This window comes from Streptomyces sp. NPDC050610, from assembly GCF_040654875.1.
GTDB lineage: Bacteria > Actinomycetota > Actinomycetes > Streptomycetales > Streptomycetaceae > Streptomyces.
Map to the genome: position 1 here is coordinate 47,478 of NZ_JBFAIV010000003.1, position 22,084 is coordinate 69,561.

13 protein-coding genes are annotated in these 22,084 nt (G+C 74.0%); 3 read left to right on the forward strand and 10 right to left on the reverse strand.

The genetic code is table 11. The features are described 5' to 3' along the window. Window positions 1-68: 68 nt before the first annotated feature. The 7 genes from AB0I22_RS04575 to AB0I22_RS04605 form a co-directional block, all read right to left on the reverse strand. Window positions 69-257 carry an MbtH family protein gene (locus AB0I22_RS04575; protein WP_363129146.1) on the reverse strand — a complete coding sequence of 63 codons (189 nt, stop codon included), beginning with the start codon at window positions 255-257 and terminating at the stop codon, window positions 69-71. Continuing rightward, window positions 244-1,176 (reverse strand): alpha/beta fold hydrolase, encoded by a 933-nt coding sequence (locus AB0I22_RS04580; RefSeq protein ID WP_363129147.1) that lies wholly within the window; start codon window positions 1,174-1,176, stop codon window positions 244-246. Before AB0I22_RS04580 ends, AB0I22_RS04575 begins: the two co-directional genes overlap by 14 nt. After that, the gene (locus AB0I22_RS04585) at window positions 1,173-4,565 is read right to left on the reverse strand and encodes an amino acid adenylation domain-containing protein (RefSeq protein ID WP_363129148.1); all 3,393 of its coding nucleotides are present in this window, start codon (window positions 4,563-4,565) and stop codon (window positions 1,173-1,175) included. Before AB0I22_RS04585 ends, AB0I22_RS04580 begins: the two co-directional genes overlap by 4 nt. After that, entirely contained in the window at window positions 4,562-7,342 is a 2,781-nt protein-coding gene (locus AB0I22_RS04590) for a beta-ketoacyl synthase N-terminal-like domain-containing protein (protein ID WP_363129149.1), read from the reverse strand. The genes AB0I22_RS04585 and AB0I22_RS04590 overlap by 4 nt, the downstream gene beginning before the upstream one ends. After that, window positions 7,339-10,602 carry an amino acid adenylation domain-containing protein gene (locus AB0I22_RS04595; protein ID WP_363129150.1) on the reverse strand — a complete coding sequence of 1,088 codons (3,264 nt, stop codon included), beginning with the start codon at window positions 10,600-10,602 and terminating at the stop codon, window positions 7,339-7,341. Before AB0I22_RS04595 ends, AB0I22_RS04590 begins: the two co-directional genes overlap by 4 nt. Continuing rightward, on the reverse strand, window positions 10,599-11,006 hold the full coding sequence (locus AB0I22_RS04600) for a phosphopantetheine-binding protein (protein ID WP_363129151.1): 408 nt from the start codon (window positions 11,004-11,006) through the stop codon (window positions 10,599-10,601). Before AB0I22_RS04600 ends, AB0I22_RS04595 begins: the two co-directional genes overlap by 4 nt. 226 nt (window positions 11,007-11,232) lie before the next feature. Next, window positions 11,233-12,378, reverse strand: a complete 1,146-nt coding sequence (locus AB0I22_RS04605) for a serine hydrolase domain-containing protein (RefSeq protein ID WP_363129152.1) — start codon at window positions 12,376-12,378, stop codon at window positions 11,233-11,235. A 220-nt stretch (window positions 12,379-12,598) separates the two neighbouring features. Between AB0I22_RS04605 and AB0I22_RS04610 the strand changes: the two genes are divergently transcribed. Both AB0I22_RS04610 and AB0I22_RS04615 read left to right on the forward strand, forming a co-directional pair. Next, entirely contained in the window at window positions 12,599-13,528 is a 930-nt protein-coding gene (locus AB0I22_RS04610; RefSeq protein ID WP_363129153.1) for an AraC family transcriptional regulator, read from the forward strand. Between the two features lie 9 nt (window positions 13,529-13,537). Further along, a complete protein-coding gene (locus tag AB0I22_RS04615) occupies window positions 13,538-14,017 on the forward strand; it encodes an SRPBCC family protein (RefSeq protein ID WP_363129154.1) in 480 nt (159 codons plus the stop codon). Between the two features lie 141 nt (window positions 14,018-14,158). Here AB0I22_RS04615 and AB0I22_RS04620 read toward each other — a convergent pair whose 3' ends face one another. Then, on the reverse strand, window positions 14,159-15,745 hold the full coding sequence (locus AB0I22_RS04620; protein WP_363129155.1) for a GMC family oxidoreductase N-terminal domain-containing protein: 1,587 nt from the start codon (window positions 15,743-15,745) through the stop codon (window positions 14,159-14,161). A 261-nt stretch (window positions 15,746-16,006) separates the two neighbouring features. Here AB0I22_RS04620 and argG point away from each other — a divergent pair, with 261 nt between their 5' ends. Continuing rightward, window positions 16,007-17,455 carry an argininosuccinate synthase gene (argG, locus tag AB0I22_RS04625; protein WP_363129156.1) on the forward strand — a complete coding sequence of 483 codons (1,449 nt, stop codon included), beginning with the start codon at window positions 16,007-16,009 and terminating at the stop codon, window positions 17,453-17,455. Between the two features lie 330 nt (window positions 17,456-17,785). Here argG and AB0I22_RS04630 read toward each other — a convergent pair whose 3' ends face one another. Both AB0I22_RS04630 and AB0I22_RS04635 read right to left on the reverse strand, forming a co-directional pair. Further along, window positions 17,786-18,325 carry a hypothetical protein gene (locus AB0I22_RS04630; protein ID WP_363129157.1) on the reverse strand — a complete coding sequence of 180 codons (540 nt, stop codon included), beginning with the start codon at window positions 18,323-18,325 and terminating at the stop codon, window positions 17,786-17,788. A 204-nt stretch (window positions 18,326-18,529) separates the two neighbouring features. Continuing rightward, on the reverse strand, window positions 18,530-21,841 hold the full coding sequence (locus AB0I22_RS04635) for a BTAD domain-containing putative transcriptional regulator (RefSeq protein WP_363129158.1): 3,312 nt from the start codon (window positions 21,839-21,841) through the stop codon (window positions 18,530-18,532). Between the last annotated feature and the right edge of the window lie 243 nt (window positions 21,842-22,084).

The following is a 22,084-nucleotide window of genomic DNA, read 5'->3' on the forward strand; positions in this document are numbered from 1 at the left end:
CGGTGCTTCGCCGCCGCCTCGCCGACTCGCGGCGGAGCGAGCGGGCGAAGGGGCGGAACGAACGGGCGCTACGGGCGCAGGCTCAGGGGCCGCAGATCGGTCCACACGTCGTCGATGTGGAACAGGCACTCGCTCTTGGGGCCGGTCACGCCCACGGGCTCCCAGCCGTCGGGGGCCGCGCGGTCCTCGGGCCAGATGGAGTACTGGTCCTCGTGGTTGCGGACCACGGTGTAGCGGCGGTCGTCATCCTCGAACATGGGAAACGCGGTCCTCTCTGCTGAGCCGGTCGCCGAGGGCGGCGCCGGAGTCCGGCCGTACGGGCCATTCGTGAGGTTCAGGTCGATCGGCCTGTCCCGATCGGTCGGGATACCCCGGCCGATCGGAACGCGCCATCCCTTCGGGGTGATCAGGTACTTGAGCCTGCTCGCACCCGGCGAGTTCGAGCAGTTGCCCACGCATCAGCGACAGCATCGCCGCACCCTCGGGCGCCGTGAGGAAGAAGTGGTCGCCGGACAGCTGACGGTGGGTGAAGGCGCCGGTGGTGAGCGGCTCCCAGGCCGCCAGTTCGGCCTCGGACACGATGGCGTCCGCCGTGCCGCCGAACGCGCTGACCGGAATGGCCAGAGGCGGCCGCTCGCGGTACGCGTACGTGTAGTCCAGCTCGAAGTCGGCGCGCAGAGCGGGCAGCGCGAGCGCTCTGATCTCCGGCCGGGCCAGCACCGCCGGGGACGTGCCGCCGAGCCGGTCGATGAAGGCCAGCAGGTCATGGTCCGTCAGATCGTTCACGGACACGCGGGCGCTCCCGAGGTGGGGCGCCTTGTGCGCGGCCACCATGAGGGCGGCCGCGCCGCCGCCGTGCCGGTCGCGCAGTCGGGCGGCCACCTCGTACGCGATGAGGGCGCCGAGGCTGTGGCCGAAGAGGACCAAGGGCCGGTCGCACTCGGCGCGCACCACCTCGGCCAGCGCGTCGGCCAAGGGCTCCATGCGCCGGTACGGCTCCTCACGCAACCGTCCGCCACGCCCCGGGAGTTGTACGGCGCAGACCTCCACCTCCGGGGGAAACGCCGTCGACCACGGGTAGTACATGGACGCCGAGCTGCCCGCCCCCGGCAGGCACACCAGGCGCACCTTCGCGTCGGGGCGCGGTGGGAAGCGCAGCAGCCAGGGGCTCTTCACCGGGCCTCCCGGGTTTCGGTCGGCGCGGGGCGCGACGCGGTGGACTGCCGTACGTGGTCTGCGAGTTCGCTGATCGTGGGGTGGTGGAAGACATCGCCGACGCGCAGGACGATCCCGGCTTCACGGGCCCGGTGCACCAGTTGGATGCTCTTGAGGGAGTCCCCGCCGACGGCGAAGAAGTCTTCGTCGACGTCGGTCTGCGGGCGGCCCAGCACCTGCGCCCAGATGTCGGCGAGCGTCCGTTCGGTGTCGTTCCTGGGGCCCACCCGGTCGTGCGCGGGGACTGCGTCCGGCGCGGCGGCGCCCGCGGCGGGTGCGGGCAGGGCCGCGCGGTCGACCTTGCCGCTCGCGTTGAGCGGCAGGGCGGGGAGGATCACGAGATGAGCCGGAACCATGTATCCGGGCAGCCGGTCGCGCAGTTCGGCGCGCAGCGCGGTGACGAAAGCGTCGTCGGCGGAGGAGGCGACGGAAGCGCCGTGGGCGAGGGCGGCTCCTCCCGCCCGCTCCGCCCCCTGCCGTACGCAGTAGCCGATGAGCTCGGTCCCGCCGGCGCCGTCCGGCACCGTGGCGATCACGACCGCTTCCCGTACGCCCGGGTGGGCGCGGAGGGCGTTCTCGATCTCGCCGGGCTCGACGCGCACGCCCCGCACCTTCACCTGGTGGTCGTTGCGGCCCAGGAAGTCCAGGCTCCCGTCGGCCCGCCAGCGCACAAGGTCGCCCGTACGGTAGAGACGAGCGCCCGGCGTCGGCGCGTACGGGTGCGGCACAAACCGGTCGGCGGTCTGAGCGGGCCGGCCCAGATAGCCGCGGGCGAGCACCGCGCCGCCCAGGTACAGCTCGCCGGGCACGCCCACCGGCGCCGGCCGCAGCTCGCCGTCGAGCACATACGTCTCGGCCCCCGCGACGGGCCGCCCGATGGGCACCCGTACGTCCTCGGCCAGCTCCGCGCCCGCGCCCCCGCCCGCGTTCGCGGCCGTCGCCGAGCACTCCCACTCGGTCACCTCGACCGATGCCTCCGTCGGCCCGTAGGCGTTGTACAGCCGTGCCGGGAGCCGGGCGAGGGCGCGGTCGCGCGTCGTGCGGGGCAGTTCCTGGCCGCTGCAGAGCACGCGCCGCAGCGACGCGCAGCGGTCGAGGCCGGGCTCTTCGAGGAACGCTTCCAGTAGCGGCGGCACGAAGTGCGCGGTGGTCACCCGCTCCCGTTCGATCAGCTCGACGAGGTACGCGGGGTCGCGGTGCCCGCCCGGCGCGGCCACGACGAGGGCGGCGCCCGTCGTCAGCGGCCACAGCAGTTCCGTGACGGAGACGTCGAAGGTGCAGGGCGTCTTGTGCAGCACCCGGTCCGAGGGGTCGAGGCCGTGGGTGGCCTGGATGGAGCGGACCCGGTTGGCCAGGCCCCGGTGCGGTACGCCCACCGCTTTCGGCGTGCCGGTGGAGCCGGAGGTGTGGATGACGTAGGCGAGCTGGTCGGGCCGGACGGGGCCGCTCGCCAGCGGCGTGCCGTCCCGTGGCCCGTCCGCCCAGGAGAACGCGTCCACGGCCGTGGCGGGTACTCCGGCGTCGGCGAGGAGCGGGGCGAGTCCGCCGGTGGTGAGCAGGTGCGCCGCGCCGACCGCGCGCAGCATCTGTACGAGCCGGGCGGGCGGGTCCTCCGGGGACAGCGGCAGGTAGGCGCTCCCGGCGGCGAGGACCGCCAGGGCGGACGTCACCAGGCCGGGGCCGCGCGGCAGGCAGACGGCGACCGGGGCATCCGCACCCGCGACGCGCTCGACCAGATGTCGCGCCAACTGCATGGCCCTGTAAGCCAATTGACCATAGCTCAGCCGGTCCCCCTCGAAGGCGACGGCGGTCGCGTCGGGGGTGCGCCGCGCCTGACGGTCGATCGCCTCGTGCACCGGGCCGTCCCAGGGGTACGCGGCCGGGCCCCGGCTCCACTGGGCGAGCAGCAGATCGGCCTCGTCCTCGTCCACCAGGGAGAAGCGGGAAAGCGGTGTGCCCGGTTCGTCCAGGGCGGTGCGCAGGACGTGCCGGTACTGCCGGGCGATGCGCCGGACGGCGGCCGCGTCGAACAGCTCGGTGCGGTAGCGGAATATGCAGTCCGCGCCGTCGTCGTGCGGCCGGATCTCCAGCCACAGGTCCGTGAAGGTCGTCCGCGGGCTCACCGGGAAGACGTCGGCGTCCAGGCCGACCAGATCGGGCGTGGTCAGCGGCTGCTGTACCGCGAACATCGCCTGGAACAGCGGGTCGTGGCTCCGCTCGCGCTCCGGGCCCAGCTCGGTGACGATCCGTTCCAGCGGCACGTCCTGGCGGGGGAAGGCGTCCAGCGCACCGCGTCGGACCCGGCGCAGCACATCGTCGAACGAGGGGTCTCCGGTCAAGTCGACGCGCAGCGGCAGGGTGTTGACGAACATCCCGATCAGCGGGGTCAGTTCGGAACGGGCGCGCCCGGCGCTGGGGCTGCCGACGACGAGGTCCTCGGCGCCGGACAGCCGGGAGAGCTGGAGGGCGAACACCGACAGCAGCACCATGAACGGCGTGGCCTTGTGCCGCCGCGCGGCGGACCGTACTGCCTGCCACGTCTCTTGACTGATCGTCATGGTGTGCGACGCACCGTCGAAGCCCTGCACGGCGGGCCGCGGGTAGGTGGTGGGGAGCTCCAGCAGCGCGGGCGCGCCGGCCAGCCGGGTACGCCAGTGGTCTAGGGCCTGCTCGGCCTCGGGGCCCGCGAGGTCGCGGTGCTGACGGGCCGCGTAGTCGCCGAACTGGAGGGGCAGCGGTGCCAGGTCCGGCTCGCGTCCGGCCGTTCGGGCCGCGTACAGCTCGGACAGCTCCTCGAAGAGGCGGGCCATGGACCAGCCGTCGCAGACGGTGTGGTGGCAGATGACGGCCAGGGCGTGGTCCCGCTCCCCCAGGCGCACCGCCAGGGTCTTGACGAGCGGCCCCCGCGCGAGGTCGAAGACGTGCTCGGTCTCCGTCTCGATGAGGGTCCGGGCCCGTTCGGCGCGTCCGACCTCGGGCTCCCCCGTCAGGTCGGTGACCGGGAGCGGGATGGTGAGGCCGGGCGCCACGTGCTGCTGGGGCTCCCCCGCCGCGTCGGCCCGGAACACGGTGCGCAGCGCCTCGTGCCGGTCGACGATGCGGTTGAGGGACCAGTGCAGCGCCGGCAGGTCGAGCGCGCCGCGCAGCCGCAGGGCGGCCACCAAGTTGTAGGCGCTGTTGCCGGAGTCGAGCTGGTCCAGGAACCACAGCCGCCGCTGGGCGAAGGACGCGGGCAGGATCTTGTACGTGCGCGCCGCGTCGTAGGTTTCGGCGGGCTGGGCGACTGAGCCGGGTCGGACGGCTTCCGCGGGGCCGGTGGGTCCCGTCGGGAGGGTGGCGTGGTCGATCATGCGAGCCCTCCGGCCTGGCCGCCGCCCGCGAGTCCCCCGGCTTCGGTCGCCGACGCGTCGGCGGCGGCCAGCAGTTCCTCGACGGCGCGGGCGAGACCGCCGGCCGTCGGAGTCTCGAACACGTCCTCCAGCGGCAGCGCGACCCCGAAGGCGTTCTCGATGAGGGAGACGAGTTCGACGGCCGCGAGCGAGTCCCCGCCGTGCTCGAAGAAGTCCGGGTCGGTGACGTCCTCGTCGATGCCGAGCACCTGGCGGAAGAGGACGAGGAGGGCCGCGTCCACGTCGGCCGGTCCGTCCGTCGCGGGCGCGGCGGCCGGTGCTACCGGTGCGGTTGTGTCCGCCCCGGTGCTGGGCTCGGGCCGCACGAGGTGGGTGCGGCGCTCGAAGGGGTAGGTGGGCAGCGGCACCCGGCTCCGGTCGGTGCCGTCGTGCAGGCGGTCCCAGGCGATGGTCGCACCGCCGGTCCACGCGTGCCCCGCGGCGTCGAGCAGCGCGGCGAGCACATCGCCGCCCGGCTCCTCCGGCCCGATCTCCACGAGGTGCCGGCCGGCGGCGGCCGGCGCGCTGTCCGGGCGCGGCGCGCTCCCGTCCAGAAGCCCCGCCCAGAAGCCGGGGTCGGCCGCTTCGCGCGGCGATACGGGCAGTTCGGAGGCGGCGTGGGTCCAGCCGGTCGCCGGGGTCCGCCACTGGGCCGACGCGACCGCGTCGCGCAGGGCGGCTTCGCCGCGCGCCGCCGCGGCGGCGATGGTCAGCGCGTCGGCGAGCGGCAGCGCGCCGGCCACGGTCGCGGCGGTCAGCGCGCCCAGGCCGTGCCCTGTCACGGTCGCGGGGGCGACGCCCCAGTCCATGAGGGTGCGGGCGAGCGCGTACTCGACGGTGAAGCCGGTCGCGTGGACCAGTTCCGGGGACGGCGCGGTGTCGGGCCCGGTGTCCGTACGCGGCGTCAGCAGCCGCCGCACGTCGGGGCCGAGGCGCGCGGGCAGTTCCTGGCAGCACGCGTCGACCGCGTCCCGGAAGGCCAGGAGCGCGGCGTACAGGGGGCGGGCGTCATGGACGTACCGCGCGCCGCCGCCCGGGAAGGAGAAGACGGTCGGCGGCTCGGCGGCGCCGTCGCCCCGTTCGTGCGGGGCCGACAGTGCCTCGATCGCCTCCGCGTGGTCCGAGCAGACGACGTACCGGCGGTGCTCGAAGGCGTGCCGGCCCGTCTGGAGCGTCCGGGCGACGGCGGCCGGCGGCAGCTCGGGGCGGCGGCGCAGGTGCTCGGCCAGCCGCTCGGCCATGGCGTCGAGCGCGGCGGGCGTCCGGGCCGACAGCACCAGCAACTGTGCGGCAGGGGCGCTGAGTTGATGGGCCGGCATGGGTGCCGGCGGCTCCTCCAGCACCACGTGCGCGTTGGTGCCGCCGATGCCGAAGGAGCTGACGCCGGCCCGTCGCGGCAGCCGGGTCGTCTCCCACTTCCGGGTGCGGGTGCTGACGCTGAAGGGGGTGCTCTCGAAGTCGATGGCGGGGTTCGGCGCGGTGAAGTGCAGGGTGGCCGGGAGCGTACGGTCCTCCAGCGCCAGTACGGCCTTGATGAGGCTCGCGACTCCGGCGGCGGTGTCGGTGTGCCCGATGTTCGTCTTGACCGAGCCCAGCCCCACGGTTCCGTTCGCGGCCGTCTCGTCCTCGGCGTACCCCTCGCGGAACGCCTGGGTCAGCGCGGTGACCTCGATGGGGTCGCCGACCGGGGTGCCGGTGCCGTGCGCCTCCACGTACGAGATGTCGCCGGGGTACACGTCGGCGGCGATGTGCGCCCGGCGGATGACCTCCGCCTGGCCCCGTACGCCGGGGGCGGTGTAGCCCGCGCGCTCGCGCCCGTCGTTGTTGACGGCGGAGCCGCGGAGCACCGCGTGCACGTGGTCGCCGTCCTCGATCGCGTCCCGCAGCCGCCGCAGTACGACGATCCCGGCGCCGTCGCCGCCGACGATGCCCCGCGCGTCGGCGGAGAACGTGCGGCAGTAGCCGTCGGCCGACAGGGTGCCGCCCTCGCGGTGGGCGTAGCCGAGGAGCGGGGCCCGCACGGTGACGCCGCCGGCCAGCGCCGTGTCGCACTCACCGGCCAGCAGCGCCCGGCCCGCTTCGTGCACGGCGACCAGGGAGGTGGAGCACGCTGTCATGACGGCGATGCTCGGGCCGGTGAGGCCGAGCAGGTACGACACGCGGGTGCACAGGTGCTCGGGGTCGTTGGCGAGGCTGAGGGCGAGGTCGTCGACGCCGGGGAAGCGGTCGGGCCGGGCCCGTACGACCGAGGCGTAGCCGTTGCGGCCGGCCCCGGCGAACAGCCCTGTGGTGCCCGGGACCGCGCGCGGGTCGTACCCCGCCCGTTCCAGCGCCTCCCACGCGCACTCCAGGAAGATCCGGTGCTGGGGGTTGAGCAGGTCGGCGTCGCGGCCGGTGATGCCGAAGAAGTCCGCGTCGAAGTCGCCGATGTTCTCCACGACGCCGTGCCGGCGCACGTAGCGCGGGTCCTTGACCCGCTCGGGGTCCTCGCCCCACGCCGCCAGTTCGGCGTCGGTCAGGGTCCGTACGCCGTCGACGCCGTTCAGCACGTTGTGCCAGTACTCCTCCGGGGTGGTGGCTCCGGGGAAGCGGCAGGCCATGCCGACGACGGCGATGTGGGTGTCGTCGGTCTCGGCGAGGTGGTCGGCGGCGGGGTGGTCGGCGGGATGAGGGTCGGCGGCATGAGGGTCGGCGGCGTGGGGGTCGGTGTTGTTGTCTGCCTGGTCGGCGGTCGTCACTGTCGTTCAGCCCTTCCGTGGGAGGTGCGCGCCCGCATGGCCGTCAGCCGGGCCGCGCCGCGGCGCCCGGCGGTGCGCTTCTCGCCGCCCGTACGAGCCGGGGCGGGGGTTCCGGCGCCGGTCAGCTGCCGGGCGAGGGCGGCGATGGTCGGGGACGCGTAGAGGTCGGCGATCCGCACGGGGCTGCCCAGTTCCTCGGCGAGCCGGTCGCGGACCGACGCCAGCAGCAGCGAGTGGCCGCCTACGTCGAAGAAGTTGTCGTCGGTCCCGAAGGACTCGTGGCCGAGCGCCTCGGCCCATACGGCGCCGATCCGGCGCTCCAGCGGCGCCTCGGGGCGGCGGCGGGCGGCGGGCGGGGCGACGAGTTCCAGGGCGTCCTGGGGCAGCGCCGTACGGTCGATCTTGCCGTTGGGGGTGAGCGGCAGCGACGGCAGGGTGAGGTATCCGCGCGGGTGCATGTGGCGGGGCAGGCGCCGGGCCATGTGGTCGTGGAGGTCCGCGAGTTCGGGTGCGGGCGAGCCGTCGGCGGGCACCAGGTAGGCGACGAGTCCGGTTCCCGCGGGGCTGTCCGGGGCGGTGGCGATGACGGCCGCTTCCCGTACGCCCGGGTGGGCGCGGAGCACGTTCTCGATCTCGCCCAGTTCGACGCGTACGCCCCGGATCTTGACCTGGTGGTCGTTGCGGCCCAGGAAGTCCAGGCTCCCGTCGGCCCGCCAGCGCACCAGGTCGCCCGTGCGGTACAGCCGCGCGCCCGGCGTCGACGCGTACGGGTGCGGCACGAACCGGTCGGCGGTCAGCGCCGGCCGGTCGAGATAGCCGCGGGCCAGGCCCGCGCCGCCCAGGTACAGCTCGCCGGGCACGCCCACCGGCGCCGGCCGCAGCTCGGCGTCGAGCACGTACGCCTCGGTCCCGGTGATCGGCCGCCCGATGCCGGGGAGCGCTCCGCGCGCCTCGCCCTGCGGTGTGACGGTTCCCGAGGTGGCGATGACCGTGTTCTCGGTGGGGCCGTAGTTGTTGACGAGACGGAAGGGCAGCGTGTGGTCGCCCGTTCCGTGCAGCCGGTCGCCGCCGGCGTGCACCGTCCGCAGCGCCGACCCGGCGGGCCACGGGGTGCCGAGCATCCGCTCCAGGAGCGGCGTCGGCAGAAAAGCGCTGGTGACTCCGTGTTCGACGAGCCAGGCGCGAAGCGCGGGCGGGTCCGGCACGGTCTCGGCGTCGGGTATCTCCAGGGTGGCGCCGGCGGTCAGGGCGGACCAGATCTCCCAGACGGAGGCGTCGAATCCGGGGGCCGCGATGAGCGTGCCGCGGTCGCCGGGTCCGAGGCCGAACTCCTCGCGGCTCCAGGTCACCAGGTTCGCGAGCGCGCGGTGCTCGACCATCACGCCCTTGGGGGCGCCGGTCGAACCGGAGGTGTACATGACGTAGGCGAGATCGCCGGGCCCGGTCCGCGGCTCGGGCGGCGGCGCCGCTTCCGGCACGCGGACGGCGTCGAGCGTACGGACGGCCGTGGCCCCCGTGCCGTGCAGGGTCTCGGCGCGCTCGGCATCGGCCAGGGCGAGCGGCGGCCGCGCCTCGGCGAGGATCGCGTTCAGCCGGGACGCGGGGTGCGCGGGGTCCAGGGAGACATAGGCGGCGCCGCACTTGAGGACGGCCAGCTGCGCGGTCACCAGCTCGGCGCCGCGCGGCAGGCAGACCGCCACCAGGGCGCCCGGCCCCGCGCCCGCCGCGCTCAGCCCGGCCGCGACCTCGTCGGAGGCGCGGTCGAGCCCGGCGTACGTGAGGGCGCCCTCCGCGGTCCGTACGGCGACGGCGTCCGGGTGGGCGCGTGCCTGACGCCGGAAGAGCTGGTCGACGCGGCCCCCCAAAGGCTCGCGCGCGCTGTCCGCGGCGCCGGACCAGTCGGTGAGCAGCGCCCGCTCCTCGTCCGCGCCGAGCACGGGCAGCTCCCCGATCGGGGCCTCCGGCGCGGCGAGCGCGGCGGCCAGCAGGCGTACGTACCGCAGGCCGGTCAGCTCGGCGCTGCGGCCGTCGAAGACGTCCGTCTGGTAGCCCACCCACGCCTCGGCGCCGCCCTGCCGGCGCCACGCGAGATGCAGCGCAATCTCGTACTTGGCAGTCTCCATCGGCAGCGGCAGCGGCGAGGAGTCGAGCCCGGGGAGGAGCGCGCCCGACTCGGGCAGGTCCTCATAGGTGACCACGGTCTGGAAGAGCGGGTGCCGGGCCGTCGAACGGTCCGGCTGCAACTCCTCGACCAGCAGTTGGAAGGGCAGGTCCTGGTACTCGTGACCGGCGAGGAACGTGTCGCGCACCTGCTGTACGAGCGTGCCGAAGGCCGTGTCCGGCGCGCAGCGGACACGCAGCGGCAGCATGTTCACGAACAGCCCGACAGTGCCTTCGACCTCCAGCTCCGTGCGGCCGCTCACCGGCACGCCGATGACCAGATCGGGCGTCGAGGCCAGCCGGGACAGCAGGACCGCGTAGGCGGCCAGCAGCGTGATGAACCGGGTGGAGCGGTAGCGGGAGGCGACGGCTTCGAGCTGCTTCCCGAGCTCGGGCGGCAGGGCGAAGGGCCGGCTGTCGCCGTCGAAGCTCTGCGCGGCGGGGTGCGGCCGGTCGGTCGGCAGCGGCAGCTTGAGCTGCGCGCCGGCGAGTTCGGAGCGCCAGTAGTCCAGTGCCTCGCGGCTGCGCGGCCCGTCCAGCAGGCGCCGCTCGGCGGCCACGTACTCCTGGTACGAGCGTGCGGGCGCGGGCAGCGGGTCGGCGGCGCCGCTCAGCGCGGCCTGGTACAGGGCGGACAGCTCGCGGTCGAGGATGCCCAGGGACCAGCCGTCGACCACGATGTGGTGGAAGGCGAGGACCAGCGCGTGGTCGTCGTCGGCGAGCCGGATCAGCTCCGCGCGGAACACCGGGCCGTTGGTCAGGTCGAAGGGGGCGAGGGCGGCGCGGGTCACCGCCTCGCCCATGGCGGCTTCCCGTGCCGCGGCCGGCGACCGGCTCAGATCGGTCAGGGCCAGCGGCACTCCGCCCCGCGGGGAGATTCGCAGAGCGGGCGCGCCGTCCACGGTCGGGAAGGTCGCGCGCAGCACGTCGTGCCGATCCACCAGCCGGTCGAGGGCGCGTCGCAGGGCGGGCACGTCCAGCGGGCCGCGCAGGCGCGTGGCGCGCGGCACGTTGTACTCGTTGCCGTCGGGCCGTAACTGCCAGAGGAACCAGAGGCGTTGCTGGGCGGAGGAGAGCGCCGAGAGCGCGCCGGCGCTCATGTGGACGCGCCTTTCTCGTGGCCGAGGGCGGGGGCGGGGGTGAGCCCGGCGGGTTCGAGCGCGGCGGCGGCCCGCACCGTGGCGAGCTGCGCCGCTGGGGCGTGCGCGGCTGGGGCGTGCGCCACTGAAGCCTGTGCCGCGGATTCCTGGTGCCGCGTCACGAAGTCGGTGAGGTCGTCGACGGTGGGCCGCTCGAAGAAGTCGGCCATCGGGACCTCGACGCGCAGCGTGCGCGAGATGCGGGCGATCGCCTGCGACGCCGTGAGCGAGTGCCCGCCGAGCTCGAAGAAATTGTCGCCGTCGCCGAGCTCTTCGAGGCGGAGGACCTCTTTCCAGATCCGGCCGATCGTGTCGCGCACGTCGTCGCGTGAGATGTGTTGCGTTGGCTCGGCCTCGGAAACCATGATGACAAGACCCCTTCCGGTCCTGGCGGGTGTGGCGGTTTCCCGGCGTAGCGCGCGAAACCTCTGTCCTCGCCACAAGATGTAGGGCGGCGGGAGGGGAGCCAAGCGGGGTACCCGAAGGGGAAGCGGTCACTGCACTGTTGGGCAGTGAAAAGAGGGGGCCACCGGCCGGCGGCCCCCTCTCACTCACTCTCGCTCAATGGCGGGAATCAGTGATTCAGCCGGCTCACAGCGCGGCGTAAACAGCGTCGATCAGGCCGGTTTTCCGCGGGTCGTTCAGTACGTGATGGCCCATCACGTTCATGGTGTACCCCATGCTCATGCCCGCCTCGGGGTCGCACATTCCGAAGGAGCCGCCGTATCCGTCGAATCCGAAGGCGCGCGGATTGGGCCCGTAGTTTCCCTCTTCCCCGCTCAGGATGACGCCCAGTCCGAACTCCGACTCGCGGCCGAGCGGGGCGCCGATCACCAGGTCGAGGCAGCGCCCCTGCCCCTGCCGCGCGAGGTCGGCCTGCCGGGCGCTGAGCACAGCGGAGCGGCCGGCGTAGGCGCCGTAGAGCTGCGCCAGCGCGAGCGCGGTGGCGTGCCCGTTCGCGGCGGGGATCTCGGCCCGCCGCCACTGCGGAGTGTTCGCGATCTCGGGGCCCGCACCGGGGCCGGCGAGGGCGGCGAGGGCGATGGGGCTCAGCTTCGCGAAGAGCTCCTCCAGTTCGCTTCCCGGCGGAGGCGGCGCCTGCACCAGGGTCGCGACGCGCCCGTCCTCAGCGGGGGCAAGCCCTATGTGGAAGTCTGCGTCGAGGGGGCCGGCCAGCTCGTCGCGGATGAACTCCCCGACGGTCCGGCCCGATATCCGCCTGATGACCTCGCCGACCAGGTGGCCGTACGTCATGGCGTGGTAGCCCGATACGGTCCCCGGCTCCCACAACGGCTCGGCGGCCGCCAGCCGGGACGTCATAGCGCCCCAGTCATAGAGCTCCTCCGCGCTGAACGGCTCCGGCAGCCCGGCGAGGCCGGCTCGATGGTTCAGCAGATACCGCACCGGCAGCTCCGCCTTGCCGCCCGCCGCGAACTCGGGCCAGTACCGCGCCACCGGGGCGTCGAGGTCGAGCAGCCCGCGGTCGGCCAGCAGGTGCGCGGCGAGCGCGACCACCCCCTTGGTCGAGGACCACACGTTCACCAGCGTCGAAGCGCTCCACGGAACACCGCGCCCCGGATCCGCGTACCCGCCCCACAGGTCCACGACCACGACCCCGTCGAGAACCACCGCCACCCGCGCCCCGAGCTCCAGGCCGTCGGCAAAGTTCCGCGCGAACACCTCGCGCACATCGGCGAACGCCGCGTCGCACTTGCCGTCGATCGACAGGGAAGACATAAGACACGCACTCCTCAGCGATAAGCCATGGCCTCATTCACGCGCAACGTAATCGCCCCCGACGTCGCCAACAAGGACACGAATCGCCCTGAGAGGCCGGAACGCCCTTCCGTACGCCCGGCACTCCCGCGCGTACCGCTGCACCGCCATGCCCGGCGGAACGCACCCTGCCCAAGCCCTGAACCGCCGTTCCGCCGCGTGGCGCGCCTAGGGTTGTGGGGTGTTCGACACGACTGACTTCGACCTGGCGCCGTACGCCGGGATCGACATGGACAGGTTCGTCCGGCGCACCTACTGCAGCTGGCAGGACGCCGGCTGGCGGTCGTTGCTGGTACAGCGGTTCGTGCACAGCCGGGAGGCGGAGGAGTTCCCGCTGCCCGGGGTGTCCGATCTGCATCTCGTGCTCTGCACGAGCGGGGACGCGGAGATGCGGGTGCGCGCCGGCGGGAGGGCGACGCGTCGGCGGTGGGTTGCCGGGCGGCTGGAGCTCGTACTGCCCGGCCGCCCGACCGTGCGCGGTTACTGCGCGAGGTCCACGCTGCACACCGTCCAAGTGCACATCCCGCGCGCGGCCGTGGAACGTGTCGCGGCCGAACTGGCCCTGCCGGGACCGGACTTCGAGGCGCTGGCTGCCGGGCTGGGGGCCGGCGACGCGCTGGTCGAACAGGTCGTACGCGCACTGCCCGCGGCCACGGGCGCGAACGACGTGTACGCGGAGTCGGCCGCGGCCTTCCTCACCGCCCACCTGCTGACGCAAGGCCGGGACCAGCGCGTACCGGGGCCCGAGCGCACGGCGGTGCGCCACGGCATCGCGGTCATGCGCGAGCGGCTGTCCCATCCGCTGACGCTCGCCGAGGTCGCCGCCGAAGTGAACCTGAGCGTCTACCACTTCATTCGCGTGTTCCGCGAAGCCACCGGCGAGACGCCGCACCGGTACCTCACGCGGCTGCGTATCGAGCGGGCGCGGCGGCTGCTCGACGGCACCGGCCTCACCATCGGGGAGATCGCCGGACGCTGCGGATTCGCCGGCCCCGGCAGCCTGTCCGCGGCCTTCCTCGCGCACGTCGGCGTCCGGCCGTCGGCCTACCGCAGGAATTCGCCGACAGGTCCGCAATCCGGAGCATGTCCCGAGCGGGCCGTGCCGTCCTAGCGTGGGGCGATGCCTTTCACCAAGCCCTGCACCTATGCCGTGACCGCGCAGTCGCCGGCGAAGCCCTTCGCCGTCTTCGGCGTTCTCCTCCACGCGGCCGCCTGGCCGACGTGGTCGGCGATCGACGCCGCGGAGGCCGAGGGCGGCGGCGTCCTCGAAGGCCCCCAGCAGGTCGGCGACGTGCGTGTCTTCCGTACCGGCAAGGCGATCGCCCGCGAGCGCGTCGTCGAACTCGTCGCCGACCGGCGGTTCGTGTACGAGAACGAGAGCGGGCCCTTCCGGTCCTACCGGGGCACCGTCGAACTCTCTCAGGCGCCGCAGGGCGGCACCGACATCGTCTGGTCGGCGGCCTTCGAACCGAAGGCGCGCTTCTCGGGACCGTTCTGGCGGTGGTATCTGGCGCGCTTCATGCAGCGGATGGCCGATGGCCTGGCCGCTTACGCCGCTGGAGACGGGTACGGGTACGGGTACGGCGCCATACGCCGCTGACCAGCGGTTACGGGTGGCAGCGGCCACGACGGCACGGGCCGGCCCCACGCGTGAGGCCGACCCGTGCCCGTACAGCGGTCGGCCCGTGCCCGTACAACGGTCGACCCGCGCCCGTAAGACCGCCGAGCGCACGCAGCCGGCTCAGGCGCCGTGCTCCGCGAGCATCATGCGCGCCGCCGTCTCCCCCACCACGACGCACGGAGCCGTCGTGTTGGCGAGCGTGACGTGCGGCAGGACGGAGGCGTCGGCTACGCGCAGCCCGCTGACGCCGTGCACCCTCAGCCGCCCGTCCACGACCGCGTCGCCGTCGACGCCCATCCTCGCGGTGCCGCACTGGTGCCAGAAGGTCTCGACCGCGTTGCGCAGGAAGCTCTCGACCTCGGCCCGGGTCGAGTTCGCGGGTGCGACCTCGCGCTTGAGGAACGGGGCGAACGCGGTCGAGTTGCCGACCTCGCGGGCCATGGCGATGCAGGCCAGCGCCGAGGTCACGTCGTCGGGGTCGGAGAGGAAACGCGTGTCGACGCGCGGGGAGAGCGTCGGGTCCGTGCCCGCGAGGGAGACCTGGCCCCTGCTGCGCTGCCGCATGCCAGGGAGGAAAGTGACCGCCCGTTCCGGCAGCGGGTACTGGGCGGCGCTTTCGGGGGACACCGAGCCCGTGGGAGAGAGGTACAGGAAGAATTCCGGCGACCCGGGCCGCGTCTCGTCCTCCCAGAAGCAGACCGCCTGGCTGCGCGTGGGCGGCGGCATCGGTATGTCGTGGGTCTCCCAGACGCAGCCGAAGCGGATGTGGTCGTCCAGGTTCCGGCCCACTCCGGTCAGGTGCTGGACGACCGGGATGCCGAACGGGCGCAGACCGGCCTCGTCGCCGATGCCGGAGCGCAGCAGTACGGCCGGGGTGTTGATCGCGCCCGCGCTGAGCACGACTTCCTGCGCGGCGCGGAACCGCGTGACGCGGTCCCCGCTCACCGCCTCCACGCCGACGGCGGTGCGGCCGTCGAAGAGGACGCGCGAGACCGTCGTATTCCGCAGGACGGTGAGGTTGGGGCGGTCGAGGTGGTCGGCGACGTAGGCGCGGTACGGGCTCCGGCGCTCTCCGGCCTCGATGTTCTCGTCGCGTACGGAGCACCCTCGGGCCTGCTCCATGAGGGCGCCGTTCGCGCTGTCGAAGCGCGGGATGCCCTGGGCCTCGGCGGCGTCGAGCATGGTGGAGAACAGGGGGTGCACGTCCTGCGAGGGCCGTACGCTCACGGGTCCGCCGGAGCCGCGCCGACCGGGGTCGGGGGCGCCGTGCCAGTCCTCGATGCGCCGGTACGCCGCCAGTACGTCGCGGTATCCCCAGCGCTCGTCCTTGGCCCGGGCCGCGTAGCCGTCCCAGTCCACCTGGTGGCCGCGCGCCCACACCCCGGCGTTGACGCTGCCGCCACCGCCCAGCCCGCGCCCCATGGAGTAGGCGAGACGGCGCCCGTTCAGCTGCGGGTTGGGCTCCGTCGTGAACGCCCAGTCCCGCTCCGTACCGAAGTTGGCGGGCCACAGGTCGGGGTCGCGTACGAAGTCCGAGTCGTCGTCGCCGCCGCTCTCCAGGAGCAGCACGGTGGCGGCCGGGTCGGCCGAGAGGAGCCCCGCGACCACCGAGCCCGCCGAGCCCGCGCCGCACACGATGAAGTCGAAGGCCGCACCGTCGTCGACGCCGCCCCCCGGTCCGGCCGCTCGCCCGTGGGTGTTGTGCATGAAGACCTCCTGAGTCCGGCTTGTCGGAACGGTCCGAGCCGGTCGGCGGTGGAACGCCGCACGCGTCTCGACTCGTCCCCGGCTGCACATTCACCCTATGAACGGTTGACCGCAGCATCATCACTCCTTGGAGTGGTGACGCTCCCCCCTTTCACCCCTCCCCCACCCCTGCCCCCTCCCCGCCCCTCCGTACGCTCGGACGCGACCGGGAGACCAGATCGGGGCTTTGCATGATCATGCATAGTGAGGCATACTCTTCCTATGTCCAAGGTCCTCACCTCACTGCCCACCGGCGAGCGCGTCGGCATCGCCTTCTCCGGCGGCCTCGACACCTCGGTCGCCGTCGCCTGGATGCGCGACAAGGGTGCCGTCCCGTGTACCTACACCGCTGACATCGGCCAGTACGACGAGCCCGACATCGCTTCGGTGCCCGGCCGCGCCAAGGCGTACGGCGCCGAGATCGCGCGCCTCGTCGACTGCCGTGCCGCACTGGTCGAGGAGGGCCTCGCCGCGCTCGCCTGCGGCGCCTTCCACATCCGCTCGGGCGGCCGCGCCTACTTCAACACCACGCCGATCGGCCGCGCCGTCACCGGCACCCTCCTGGTCCGGGCGATGCTGGAGGACGACGTCCAGATCTGGGGCGACGGCTCGACCTTCAAGGGCAACGACATCGAGCGGTTCTACCGCTACGGCCTGCTCGCCAACCCGCAGCTGCGGATCTACAAGCCCTGGCTCGACGCCGACTTCGTGACCGAGCTCGGCGGCCGCAAGGAGATGTCGGAGTGGCTGCTCGCCCACGAGCTGCCCTACCGGGACAGCACCGAGAAGGCGTACTCCACCGACGCCAACATCTGGGGCGCCACGCACGAGGCCAAGACCCTGGAGCACCTGGACACGGGTGTCGAGACCGTCGACCCGATCATGGGCGTGAAGTTCTGGGACCCGTCGGTCGAGATCGCCGCCGAGGACGTGACGATCGGCTTCGACCAGGGCCGCCCCGTGACGATCAACGGCAAGGAGTTCGCCTCCGCCGTCGACCTGGTGATGGAGGCCAACGCCGTCGGCGGCCGCCACGGCCTGGGCATGTCGGACCAGATCGAGAACCGGATCATCGAGGCCAAGAGCCGCGGCATCTACGAGGCCCCCGGCATGGCGCTGCTGCACGCCGCGTACGAGCGCCTCGTCAACGCGATCCACAACGAGGACACCCTCGCCCAGTACCACAACGAAGGCCGGCGCCTCGGCCGCCTCATGTACGAGGGCCGCTGGCTGGACCCGCAGGCCCTGATGGTGCGCGAGTCGCTCCAGCGCTGGGTCGGCGCGGCCGTCACCGGCGAGGTCACGCTGCGGCTGCGGCGCGGCGAGGACTACTCGGTCCTCGACACGACGGGCCCGGCCTTCAGCTACCACCCCGACAAGCTGTCGATGGAGCGCACCGAGGACTCGGCGTTCGGCCCGGTGGACCGGATCGGCCAGCTCACCATGCGCAACCTCGACATCGCCGACTCGCGCGCCCGGCTGGAGCAGTACGCGGGCCTCGGCATGGTCGGCAGCGGCCAGGCCGCGCTCGTCGGCGCCGCCCAGGCGGCCTCGACCGGGCTGATCGGCGCGATGTCGCAGGGCGGCGCCGAGGCCATCGCCTCACGCGGCGCGGTCTCCGGCGACGAGGAGCTCCTCGACCGCGTGGCGATGGAATCCGGCACGGACTGAGGACTTCCGCCCGCGGCGCAGCGCGTCCTCCTGAGGCGCGGCACGCCGGCCCGAGGTGGGGCACGTCAGTCTTACGGCACGTCCGTCTCAGGAGTCGCTGGAGGAGTCACCGGCCTTGTGTGCCGACCATGACAGGTCGGCACACAAGGCCGAGCCGTTTCCCGGGCCGCCCGTACGCGCCCGACGCGGGACGTCCGGGATCGAGCCGCCTTCCGGGCCCTCTTCCGGGTCCCCTTCCGGGCCGAGGGCTCGTACGCGCCGACGCCGAGGGCTCGTACGCGCTCGACGTGCTCGACGCACTTGTCGTGGGCAGCCCGCGCTGAATGGCCGTCAGCCGGACACGATGTCGAGGGTCGCCGTACCGTCCGCGCCGGTCGCCGCCTGGATCACCACGGCGTGGGGCTGGGGGCTCGGCCGGGCCGCGGGCCCAAGGCCCCCGCAGGAGCTGCCGCCACCGGTGCTGCGGACGACGGTGAGGCACCCTTGCCCCCGGCCGGTCGCCCCGCCTCCGATGCGGCCGTTGCCCGATTTCACCGTGTATTCGATCTTGTTGACGCCGACCTCGGTCACGGAGAGGGTCGCCGGTCCCGCGGGGCCCTTGAAACGGAACGACACCGGCTCGGATACCGCGATCTCGCAGTCGCCGTCTGCACAAGCGCCGACGTCGCGCCCGTCCGCCGCCGACACCGCCGCCGACGCCTCCCCGGAGGTGGGCTGTTCGGAAGTGGACTTCGAAGGCTGCCGATGGGGCGAGGAGGCCCCGCCGCCCCCGCCCGGGCCGCCGCAGCCCGCCACCGCCGCGATGGTGGTCAACGCGGCGAGCACGACGCCCGCTCGCGGCCTGTGCGCCGATGTCCTCGTCGTGGTCATGACGGCCCCCATGTCGGCACGCTGAGGTTTCGGCGCGCGGCAGCCAGTCTTCCCTGGCGCCATCGTCGTCAAGCAGCGCGCCGGAGGGAGCGAGGGGCGCTCACGGGCGCGAACAGGCCGAGGGCGCGCGGGCCGGCAGAAGGGGCCCGATGTTGACGGGACGTCAGCCACCCTTCCCAACCAGCCGAGTCGAGTCGAGTCGAGTCACTCGGGACTCGGCTGATTCCCCCTCAACTCCCGTGCCAGCAGCACCGGATCGACCGCCCCCACCGCCGTCTTCCCGTCCAGCCCCCATCCCCTCCCGTACGCCGCGTCGAAGACCTTCTCCCCCAGCGCGACCCTCCCCCGGCGGGTGAGGGCGCGGACCTGACGGTCCGTACGGTCGTGAGCGCCGCGCAGCCGGGATGCCGCGCCGAGCAGGACGGCGGCCTCGTGATGCCGCCCGTACGCGTCGGCGAGCGCGGCCGCGTTCACCGCCGCCAGCGACAGGATCGGCATGTCCCGGGTCGCCAGCGCCGCCGCGTACGTCGCCGCCAGCGCCCGCCGCGCGCCGGCGAGGTCGCCCGACTCCAGGCAGAGCGAGGTCCGTACGCTCCCGAGCAGCGCCCGCGCGTGGTCGCCGGGGAACGGCGCGGCGCCGCGCAGACCCGGTTCGGCGGCGTCGAGCAGTTCCCGCGCCCGGTCCAGGTCGCCGAGCCGCACCAGGAGGAGGGCCTCCCACACGTCGACCAGGATCAGCATCTCCGGCATGTTCGCGCGCAGCGCTCGCCCCCGGGCCGAGTCGATCGTCGCGGTCGCCCGGTCGGTGTCGCCGCGCCGCAGGTGCAGGTCGATCCAGCGCAGGTCGCTGAACGCCTCGTCGCTGAGGCTGAGCGCGCCGAACTCGCCCTCCAGCGCCCGGACCTCGCGCAGGTCGGCCAGCGCGCCGTCGAGGTCGCCGTCGTACTGCCGCAGCTGGGCGCGCATCGGCAGCACGTTGGCCTGCCCCCAGAGGTCGCCGACCTGCCGGAAGCAGGCCAGGGCCGCCTCCACGTCGGTACGCGTACTCTCCAGCTCGCCCGCGTTCTCGGCGAACCTGGCCCGGAACATGCGGGCCAGTCCGGAGAGCCACACGTCATCGCCCCCGGCCAGGTGCTCGATGATCGCGGGCGTGGTCTTCTCCTCTTGCAGGAACGCGAACGGGAGCGCGATGAGCGCGCCGTACGGACCGGGCAGCTCCGGGTCCGTGAGCAGCCGGTCGGCCAGCTCGTGCAGCTCGGCCCGGTCGCCCGCGGCCTCGGCGGCGGACGCCCCGGTCCGGGGGCCGAGCCGGTTGAGCAGGTGGATCGCGCGGGCGCAGTCGCGATCGGGCGACGGCTCGCCGCCGGGCACCGCCAGCGCCTCGCCCAGCCAGTAGGCCGCATCGGAGTGCCGGTCGAACATCTGCCAGTACCAGGTCAGGTTCAGGGCGAGGGCGACCGCGTCGGGGGCGTCTCCGGCGTCGCACCGGCGGCGCAGGGCGGCGAGCGTGTTGTCGTACTCGGCGCTGATCTCACGCATGGCGGCCGGCTGGCCGGGCCCGCGCAGCCGCGGCTCGCAGCGGGCCACCAGCTCGGCGAAGTACCCGGCGGCCAGGTCGCGTACGGCCCCGAGGCCGCCCGTATCGGCCAGGCGGTCGGCGCCGTACTCGCGCAGCGTCTCCAGCATGCGGTAGCGGCCCGGTTCGGGCGCGAGTTGCAGCAGCGACCGGTCGACCAGGCCCGCGAGCAGCTCGGGGATCTCGGCGGCCGGCACCGCGGTACCCGCGCAGACCGCGGTGGCCGAGGCCGGCGTGACGCCGCCGGGCAGGATCGATACGCGTTCGGCGACCGTACGCTCGTACTCGCTCAGCAGCTCCCAGCTCCAGGCGATGACGGCGCGCAGCGTGCGGTGCCGGGGCAGCGCGGTGCGGCTGCCGGTGGTGAGCAGCCGGAACCGGTCGGGCAGCCCGTCGGCCAGCTCGGGCAGCGACAGCGTCCGCAGCCGGGCCGCGGCCAGTTCGAGGGCCAGCGGCATCCCGTCCAGGCCGCGGACCACCCGCCGGACCTCGGCCAGCGTCCCCCCGTCCACCTCGAAGCCGGGGCGTACGGCCGCGGCCCGCTCGGCGAACAGGCGTACCGCCGCCGCCCCCCGGGTCTCCTCGACGCCGTCGTCCGGGCCGGGCAGCCGGAGCGGGCCGAGCGGTACGAGCGCCTCACCGTCGACCGCGAGGGGTTCGCGGCTCGTGGCGAGCACACGCAGCCCGGAGCAGCGGGAGAGCAGCGCCGCGAGCAGGTGGGCCACGGCGTCGATCAGGTGCTCGCAGTTGTCCACGAGCAGCAGGCTCTCCCGGCCGCCGAGCCGGTCGGCGAGTACGTCCAGTTCATCGCCCTCGATCCGCGTCCGGGCCTCGAACATCGCGCCGCCGCGCAGCCCGGTCCCGGCGAGCACGGCCGCGCCGACCTTGGCCGGCTCCGTGACGGAGGCGAGGTCGATCATCCAGGCGCCGTCGCGGTACTCGTGGCGGTGGCGGCGGGCGGCCTCGACGGCGAGGCGCGTCTTGCCGGCGCCGCCGGGGCCGAGCACGGTGACGAGGCGCCCGGCGGCGAGCAGCGCGTCGATCCGGGCGAGGTCGTCGTCGCGCCCGATGAAGCTGGTCAGCGGCGCGGGCAGGTTGCTCGGGCCGGTCCGATCCGTGTCGAGGGCCGGAGGCGCAGTATCGACGGCTGGAGACGGCCGTTTGACGTCGGCGGCCGGGGCGGCGGGCCGCTCCGCGCGCAGCAGGCTCAGGTGGCGTTCGCGGAGGGCTGCGCCCGGATCGGCGCCGAGGCTGTCGGCCAGGGTCTCGCGGACCCGCTCGTACAGGGCGAGGGCATCGGCCTGGCGTCCCTGGGCGGCGAGCGCGTCCATGAGCAGCGCTGCCGCCCGCTCGTGGACGGGTTGCTCGGCGAGCAGGGCGGTCAGGCGGGCGGCGGCCGCGTCGGCGCGGCCCAGGGACAGTTCGGCGGCGGCGAGGTCAGCGACGGCGTCGACCGAGGCGTGGGCCAGCCGGGTCGCGGCGGCGGGCGCCACCGCGGCGACGGCTGCGGGCTCGGCGCCGGGGCGGTCGCCCCACAGCGCCACGGCCTCGCCGAGTACGGCCGCCGCCGCGTTCGGGTCGCCGGCGCGCAGCCGTTCGCGCCCGGCGGCGGCGAGCTGTTCGAACCGCAGCGCGTCCACGTCGGCCGCTTCCACGGCCAGCCGGTAGCCGCCCGCGGCCTGCGCGACGTCGCCGGCCGCGCCGAGGGCCCGGCGCAGCCGTGAGACGAGGGCTTGCAGGGCGTGGGCCGGGCCGGCCGGCGGCTCCTCGGGCCAGATCGCCTCGACCAGGACCGCGGGCTCGACCGTACGCCCGCCGGCGAGCGCCAGCCGTACGAACAGCCCCTGCAACCGCGCGCCCCGAACGGGCAGGGCGGCGTCCCCGCGAGATGCCTGAAAGGCGTCGAGCAGCGTGACGCGAAGCCGCGTATCCCCGTCCATCCCCCGATCTTCGCGTGCGCGGCGTCCGGTCCCCAAATCAGGGCGGCGGCCTGACGGTCCGGGCGTTGCAAGCCGGTGTCGGTGCTCACGCGTGCTGGTGTCGGCGCGGTATGGGCCGGTGTCAGCGCCGTGAGCATCGCTGTCAGTGCGGTGTGCGCCCCGTGTGAGCGGCCCGGGTCAGTCTCTGGGCGTCCGACATCCCAGAGGCGGCCGGCCGGAGCGTACCGGGCGGCCTCGATCCCG